The organism is Streptomyces sp. RP5T, assembly GCF_003933965.1.
Lineage (GTDB): Bacteria > Actinomycetota > Actinomycetes > Streptomycetales > Streptomycetaceae > Streptomyces.
Map to the genome: position 1 here is coordinate 1 of NZ_RSAJ01000424.1, position 7,471 is coordinate 7,471.

A 7,471-nucleotide genomic window follows, 5' to 3' on the forward strand; every position below is an offset into this window, starting at 1 on the left:
GGTCGGGGCGGGTTTATGGGGAGTGCCACGGGGAGTGACGTGGTAAGGGGCCGAGTTGACTTCTCGGCCCCTTACTGCCTGATGGTGGAGCGGTGCCCCCGCTTTCAGCACACCCGAGGCACACGCGCTCCCAACGGCCCGCTGGTGCCGTAACCGGGATGGTTCACCGTGAGCGGAAGGCCGCTCGCGGACGGGCACATGTGAAACGGCTGGTATTACTGGGACATGCAGGAAGAGATTGCACGCTCCGCGATCGACACGTTCATCTCCGCGTTCAACGCCTCGGACGACAGCTATGTGACCGCCCTGCTCTCCCAGGCTCTGACCTCAGACGTGATCTTCTGGGGGCCGTTGGGCCGCAGCGAAGGAATCGCGGCGGTCGAGCGGTTCGTGCTGGACATCCGGCGCCACCCGGCGGGGACCGGCACGATGGTGCGCTGCTCGGCGGTAGACATGCCTGACGAGTGGGCCCGGTACCAGTGGGTCTTCACCACGCCGGATGGAGGTCCCCGCCTGGTGGGAACGGACGTCGTCCATTTGCGGCGGAGTCTCATCGACCAGGTCATCGTCTTTGCGGGGGAGATCGAGCAGTTCACCTCCTGAGTCATCCTTCTGCCGCTGTCCTTCTCCTGAACTTGCGCCGTAGGTGTTCGGGTGCTGCTGTTGGCGGTTGAGGCCACAGCGCTAGGGCACTTTTCTGTGTGACGCCTTCGATTGTCAGTGGTTGCTGTTAGAACTGATCCCTATCGGTGGGAGAGATCGAGGGAGCTGTCGTGTCAGATCCGGGGGACCCGGCGCAGTTGGGCGAGGGCGTCTACGAAAAGCTCGTCACGCAGGATCTTCACGATCAGATGGTGGGCCTCGAAGCCGCAGGATGGAAGGCTATCGACGCGGAGGTCAGCAAAGAATCCACGCCCCACGTTCTGGCCCGACACATCGGTGAGGCGGTGGGACGCAGGCTGGCCCAGCTCCCTCAGAAGGAGCAGGTGGCCGTCGCCAATCACATCATGCAGGCGTTGGCAGCCAGCGCGCCCGACCCGGACGAGGACGGGATCAGCAGCACCATCGCCGATGGACCTCGCCAGTTGCTAGCGGTCGCCGAACAAGAAGCCTGCGGCGTATTCGCGATCCGTCCCCTGACGCCCCTCTCCGAGACGGCTCTGATCACCAACGCTCCGGACGACCCCAATCTGGGAGCCGAACTGCGTGCGGAACTTGCGACGGCCAATCGCATCGACTTGCTGTGCGCGTTCGTCAAGTGGCACGGCATAAGAGTGCTTGAAGACTCCCTCCGCGCAGCGACGGAGCGGGGAGCCAAAATTCGGGTCATCACGACCACCTACATCGGAGCCACGGACCGCCACGCCGTAGACCGTCTGGTACGGGAATTCGGCGCCGAGGTCAAGGTCAATTACGAGATCCGATCGACCCGCCTACACGCGAAGGCTTGGTTGTTCCGTCGCAATACCGGCTTCAATACGGCCTATGTTGGCAGCTCCAACCTATCCAAGGCTGCGCTGCTGGACGGCCTGGAGTGGAACGTAAGGCTGTCGTCGGTCTCCACGCCCCGAGTGCTGGACAAGTTCGAGGCGACATTCGACGCGTACTGGAACGACTCCTCCTTCGAACCATATGACCCGGACGAAGACGGCGAGCGACTCACTGATGCGCTGACCCGGGCGGGCGGAGGCGGTTCGGGCGACGATCTCAAGATCAGCCTTTCCGGACTCGAAGTACAGCCGTTCCCGCACCAACGGGACATGCTGGAGCGCCTTCGCGTCGAACGCGTGATTCGCGGCCACCACGAGAACCTGCTGGTGGCAGCCACCGGCACCGGCAAGACCGTCATGGCGGCTCTGGACTACCGCGCCATGCGTGACCAGGCAGCCGGGCAGCTCCCCCGGTTGCTTTTCGTCGCACATCGCAAGGAGATCCTGAAGCAATCTCTGCGAACCTACCAAGAGGTACTCGCCGACGCTTCCTTCGGCGAGTTGCTCTTCAATGGCCAGGAACCCAGTGAATGGACTCACGTCTTCGCCAGCGTCCAGTCCCTCAACCTCCAGCGCCTGGAACAGCTCACACCGGACCACTTCGACGTGATCGTCATCGATGAGTTCCACCACGCTACAGCAGGTACATACCGTCGCGTACTCGACCATTTCAAGCCGACGGAGCTACTCGGCCTCACGGCAACACCGGAGAGGATGGACGGGCTCAACGTCCAAGATGAATTCTTCGATGGCCGGATCGCTGCCGAATTGCGCCTATGGGAGGCACTGGAAGCCGACCTACTGTGCCCTTTCCACTACTTTGGAATCCCGGATGGCACGGATCTGACTCAGCTGACTTGGCGTGCGGGTTCCTACGATCGGGACGAGCTCGGCAATGTCTACACGGGCAGTGACGCTCGGGCTCTCATCGTCATCAAGCAGGTCAAGGACAAGATCGCCACCCCTGCGACCATGCGGGCTCTGGGTTTCTGCGTGACCAAAGCCCACGCGCACTTCATGGCGAGGCAGTTCGAGAAGGCCGGCTTCCAGGCTGCGGCTCTCGACAGTGATTCGACTGCTGCAGAGCGCGAGCGGACACTGAAGGATCTCAAAGAAGGCCGGATCCAAGTCGTTTTCTCGGTGGACTTGTTCAACGAGGGCCTGGACATCCCCGATGTGGACACCCTCCTTCTTCTGCGCCCCACGAACAGCGCGACGGTTTTCTTGCAGCAACTGGGACGCGGTCTTCGTCGTACACCGAACAAGCCGGTGCTGACGGTCCTTGACTTCATCGGCCAGCACCGGGCCGAGTTCCGCTTCGAGGAGCAGTTCCGCGCGCTGACCAACCTGTCTCGCAACCGCCTGGTCGACAGCATTGAGCGCGACTTCCCCCACCTCCCCTCCGGTTGCCAGATCCTCTTGGAGGGGAAGTCCAAGAAACTCGTCCTCGACAACATCCGCACGCAGCTTAACGCCACCATCAACACACTCGCCAAGGAAGTCAGGGACTACAGCACACCCACGCTGGATGCCTACCTGCGCGAGAGCAGGCGAGACATCAAGGAGCTCTACAAGAGCGACAACTCGTGGACCAAGGTCCTCCGTAGGGCAGGTTTCGTGAAGCAGGCCCCGTTGCCCGGCGAAGAAGACCTCCTCAAGCGCGTCCACGCTTTCCTGCATGTCGACGATCCTGAACGAGCCCAGATGTACCTGCGCCTACTGGCCGACGACGCCCCCGATTACGACTCCCTCACCCACGCCGAACAGGCATACGCCCGCATGCTCTTCTTCAACCTGTGGGACAAAGCGGGCGGCTTCTCCGGGTACCGAGAAGGCTTGGAATCCCTGCGTGTTCAACACCTGTTCCGGGACGAACTCCAGCAGGTGCTGTCGTATGTCCTGGACCGTACAGACCACTTCCCCATCGCTCTTGAAGGACCACTCAGCCACCTCCCCTTGAAGATCCACAGCGCATACAACCGCTCCGAGGTCTTGGCCGCGCTGGGGGTTGCGCGTCTGGGCGGACAGATGCCCGGCGTCTTCAGCCAAGGCGTGAGCTGGATCGAGGAGATCAAGACGGACGCGCTACTGATCACCCTGGAGAAGAACGAGCGGGACTTCTCTCCCAGCGTCCGTTACAAGGACTATGCAATCAGCCCCTCCCGATTCCACTGGGAGTCGCAGGGCAACACTCTGGAAAATTCTCCGACGGGTCTGCGCTACCAGCGACACAAACAGCTAGGGAGCCACATCCTGCTGTTCCTCCGCCGCTACAAGCGCAATGCCATCGGTAAGGCGGAGCCGTGGATGTTCCTAGGCCCGGCCACCTACGTGGATCACGCCGGTAGCAAGCCGATGGCGATCACGTGGGATCTCCGTCACGAACTCCCGGCCGATGTCTGGACGTACTCGACCATTGCAGCCGGATAGCCGCGGAGAATTGAAGCCACCATCGACAGAAAGGGCCAGGCTTTCACCGCCGCCTACGGCCCAAGTCCTCCTCATTCCCTCAGGTGGCGAAGGCATCAGTGTCTTCAGCCTCCACCTCGAAGCGTGTCTGTGCGCGATCCAGGGCCTCATCGGCGTCACGTCCGTGAGCCCTCAACCAGTGAAGGACATCGACCATCACGTCGATCGCCGCCTCCTCAACCACCGCCACCGCTCCGGCCCCCGCCAGCCATAGGCGATCCTGTTCGCCACCGTAGCCGCCCAGCAAGGCCTCTACTCGACTCACCCGAGCACCCCCGGAGTGCCCTTCGGCTGAAGGCAACCCCGTCGGCAGCTCACACCAGGTCACTTTCCGGTCGGCCTGAAGCTGAACACCCCAACGGTCGGTAATAGCAGTGACCAGCGCCATCCCTCTGCCTGACTCTGCATCCAGGCCGGCGTCGAGGAACACCGGCAGGGCGCGGGTGTCGGAATCGTGGACCTCGATGCGAACGCGGGTTCCACTCATGGAGACGACGAGGGTGGCGGGCGTGCCAGTGCCCACGTGTCTGATGACGTTCGAAACGAGTTCGCTGACGCAGAGCTGAGCGGCTTCGATTACACCGTGAAGCCCCCACAACCCCAAGTGAAGTCGCATGATCCGCCGGAGCGCCGCGACCTCCTGCGGTTCCGCAGTGAAGGCAAGACTCCAGGGCTTCCTCGAGACACCAGCGATGCAGTCCATCCATCAACACCTCTACCTTCGAGTTGAGTTGCCGGGTGCGACCACCCGCATACAGAGAGTTGCATTGGAACTCTCAAAATGGAACTCTCATCTCGAACCTCTGGTGGCGTGGAGACCCGTCGAGCGCCCCCGGCGCGCGCCACCTTGCCGTCACCTTGGGGCAACCAGGACGATCTGCTGGATCAACATGAAGGGCCGCAGGAATGGCAGTTGGACCCACGACACGAAGGCGCCAACTCGGCGCCGACCTCCGTCGTCTCCGGGAGCGAAAGGGGTTGACCCTCGAAGAGGCAGGCACCAGCGTCGGCATCTCCAAGGCGACCCTGAGCCGCTACGAAACGAAGGAAGGGACCGTCAAGTGGCCGGCGGTCGACGCTCTCTGCCGCGAGTACGGCGCCTCCGACGAGGAACGTCTCGCCCTCGTGGAGCTTGCGAAGGGCGCCAAGATCCAGGGCTGGTGGCGCTCCCTCGACGACCCCATCCCCGAGTCGATGAACCTCATGCTCACGCTTGAGGACGAGGTCGTACGCGAGGACCACTACGCCTGCATGTACATCCCTGGGCTCTTGCAGACCCGCGCCTACGCGGAAGCCGTCCACCGAGCCTCGGAAGTGCAGTGCCCCGAACGCGAAGTGCAGCACATGGTCGACATCCGCATGAAGAGGCAGGAACTCCTTGAACGAGAGGAGCCCCCGCTGCTGTGGTGTGTGGTCGATGAGGCAGCACTGCGGCGCAGGGTGGGCGGTAGCGAGGTCATGCAGGATCAGCTCCAGCACCTACTCGCGATGGCGCAACGACCGCACGTCACCGTTCAGGTACTCCCCTTCTCGTCAGGCGCGCACGCCGCCTCCGTGGGCAGCTTCGCCGTCCTGCGCGGCCCAACCCCCGAACTCGACGTGGCATACGTGGACTTGCTGGGCGGGGGCCTCTTCATGGAGAAGCAACGGGAACTGGAGCGTTATAGGTTGGCGTTCGAATACCTCAGCGCCCAGGCACTCGACCTTGAGTCCTCGGCGGCGGTCATCCGCCGTATAAGCAAGGAGCTTTGATGACGAAGGCACCGAAGCACGCGTGGTTCAAGTCCTCCTACAGCGGAGGCAGTGGAACCGAGTGTGTGGAGGCCGCCGTCGTGCAGCCCGAGATCCTCGTACGAGACTCCAAAGCCCCTGAACACCCTCACCTCGTCATATCAGCGGGGGCCTGGCACAGCTTCCTGTCCGGAGTCCGTCGTACCCCTCCCGAGGGCCTTTAGGAACGGCCCCGCGTGCTGTCGCGCCGGTTATCGTCGGCTACCGAGGCAGGCCGACCAGGAGAACATCACGTGACCACCCTGAAAGGCATCGACCCCCGAGGCCTACAGCACTGTGAGACCACCACCCTCGGCGTACTCCTCCGCCATCAGGGGATCGATCTCTCCGAGTCCATGCTCTTCGGGCTGGGCCGGGGGTTGTCCTTCGTCTACTGGGACAGCAAGAGCATGGGGTTTCCGTTCCTCGGGGGGCGGGTGAAGCCGTTCGAGCTCAGTCGGAATCTGGCTGACGTGCTGGGGCTGGACCTCCAGGTGCGGGAGACGGCCTCGCCCCGGAAGGGGTGGGCGGATGTCGTGGAGGCGATCGGCGCCGGGCGGCCCGTGGGGTTGCAGCTCGACAGTTTCCATCTGGAGTACTTCACGGCGAAGGTGCACTTCGCGGGGCATGTCGTCGCCCTGTACGGCTATGACGACCAGGTCGCCCGTCTCGTGGACACCGAGCAGCAGGGCGGTGCCGTGTCCACCAGTCTGGCGAGTCTGGCCGCGGCCAGGGCGGCTCGCGGGCCCATGTCCGCCAGGCACCGGTCCTTCACCGTCAGCGCTGCTCAGGACCTGCCCGCGGCCCACACGAGGATCGTTCCCGCCATCACCGAGTGCGCGCACGCCTTCCTCAACCCGCCCATCGCCAACCTGGGGTACCGGGGCATCGACAAGGCCGGCAAGGCCGTACGCACCTGGCTCCGGCGGAGTGGGGACCCGGGGCGGGATCTGCCGCAGGCCGCGCTGCTGATGGAGAGGGGCGGTACGGGCGGTGCCCTGTTCCGCAACCTCTATCGCGACTTCCTCGCGGAGTGCGCCGAGTTCGTCGACAGTGAGCACCTGCGCACCGGTCACCGGCTGTACGCCGAGGCTGCTGCCCTGTGGACCGAGGTCGCGGCGTTGATCACCAGCGCCGGTGAGTCGGGGGAGGACCGGTTCCTCGTACGGGCGGGCGAGACCCTCCACGAGCTGGCGCGCGTCGAACGCGAGGCGATGGAGTCGCTGAGCCGTGTTGCCGCCTGAACCACCACAACGGCCGCTCTGCGGCGAGCAGTTCGCGGCTAGGGTGCGCTGATGGACCTTGCGCAGTGGCGGTCCCGCCCGGCGGCCCGGCCGCCGTTCCCGTACCCGGCCGTCAGTGTCCTGGGGCTCGTGCTGGCGGCTGTGGCGAGCCTGGGCGGCGTGTTGGTGGTCGTCGCCGGGCGGGTGGTTCCGGCGTGGGTGCTGGGTGGGGCTCTGGCGGTCGTGGCGCTCGTGCTCATGGGCGTCCACCGCGTACGCGAGCGGCGCTCGGCCCCTGTCGAGGGCGACGGCGATACGGCGGTGACGGCCGGGCGGTACGTGCCGCGCCGGCTCGGGTACGTCCTGTTGACCGTCCTGGCCGTCGCGAGCGTCGGGTTCGGGGCGCTCGGTGACCTGGGGGCGCAGTACTTCGTCCTACGGCCCCGTGGGCCCGGCGGCTGCACGGCCGTCGTACGAGAGACCGCGTTCCTGATGGCGGGCCGCGGTGAGGTGTACGGC

7 protein-coding genes are annotated in these 7,471 nt (G+C 64.4%); 6 read left to right on the forward strand and 1 reads right to left on the reverse strand.

Annotated elements, in window-relative coordinates:
• Positions 1 to 225: 225 nt before the first annotated feature.
• The gene (locus EHS43_RS32090; RefSeq protein WP_125194194.1) at positions 226 to 603 is read left to right on the forward strand and encodes a nuclear transport factor 2 family protein; all 378 of its coding nucleotides are present in this window, start codon (positions 226 to 228) and stop codon (positions 601 to 603) included.
• 248 nt (positions 604 to 851) lie between these two features.
• Complete coding sequence (locus EHS43_RS32095) at positions 852 to 3,920, forward strand: DUF3427 domain-containing protein (RefSeq protein WP_260470806.1); 3,069 nt, start codon at positions 852 to 854, stop codon at positions 3,918 to 3,920.
• A gap of 79 nt (positions 3,921 to 3,999) precedes the next feature.
• On the opposite strand, the gene EHS43_RS32100 is transcribed toward EHS43_RS32095, so the two are convergent.
• Positions 4,000 to 4,662 (reverse strand): ATP-binding protein, encoded by a 663-nt coding sequence (locus EHS43_RS32100; protein ID WP_125194195.1) that lies wholly within the window; start codon positions 4,660 to 4,662, stop codon positions 4,000 to 4,002.
• 203 nt (positions 4,663 to 4,865) lie between these two features.
• Between EHS43_RS32100 and EHS43_RS32105 the strand changes: the two genes are divergently transcribed.
• From EHS43_RS32105 to EHS43_RS32120, 4 genes are all read left to right on the forward strand, one after another.
• Positions 4,866 to 5,711 (forward strand): helix-turn-helix transcriptional regulator, encoded by an 846-nt coding sequence (locus EHS43_RS32105; RefSeq protein WP_125194196.1) that lies wholly within the window; start codon positions 4,866 to 4,868, stop codon positions 5,709 to 5,711.
• Positions 5,711 to 5,914: a DUF397 domain-containing protein gene (locus tag EHS43_RS32110; RefSeq protein WP_125194197.1), complete on the forward strand. Its 204-nt coding sequence runs from the start codon at positions 5,711 to 5,713 to the stop codon at positions 5,912 to 5,914. Before EHS43_RS32105 ends, EHS43_RS32110 begins: the two co-directional genes overlap by 1 nt.
• Before the next feature lie 69 nt (positions 5,915 to 5,983).
• Positions 5,984 to 6,973: a BtrH N-terminal domain-containing protein gene (locus EHS43_RS32115; RefSeq protein WP_125194198.1), complete on the forward strand. Its 990-nt coding sequence runs from the start codon at positions 5,984 to 5,986 to the stop codon at positions 6,971 to 6,973.
• Positions 6,974 to 7,024: 51 nt separating this feature from the next.
• On the forward strand, positions 7,025 to 7,471 hold a 447-nt coding region (locus EHS43_RS32120), incomplete at its 3' end, for a hypothetical protein (RefSeq protein ID WP_221740778.1).

Coding starts and splice junctions, on each gene's coding strand:
- EHS43_RS32090 (WP_125194194.1), top strand. CDS start 226: ATGCAGGAAGAGATTGCACGCTCCGCGATCGACACGTTCATCTCCGCG.
- EHS43_RS32095 (WP_260470806.1), top strand. CDS start 852: ATGGTGGGCCTCGAAGCCGCAGGATGGAAGGCTATCGACGCGGAGGTC.
- EHS43_RS32100 (WP_125194195.1), bottom strand. CDS start 4,662: ATGGACTGCATCGCTGGTGTCTCGAGGAAGCCCTGGAGTCTTGCCTTC.
- EHS43_RS32105 (WP_125194196.1), top strand. CDS start 4,866: ATGGCAGTTGGACCCACGACACGAAGGCGCCAACTCGGCGCCGACCTC.
- EHS43_RS32110 (WP_125194197.1), top strand. CDS start 5,711: ATGACGAAGGCACCGAAGCACGCGTGGTTCAAGTCCTCCTACAGCGGA.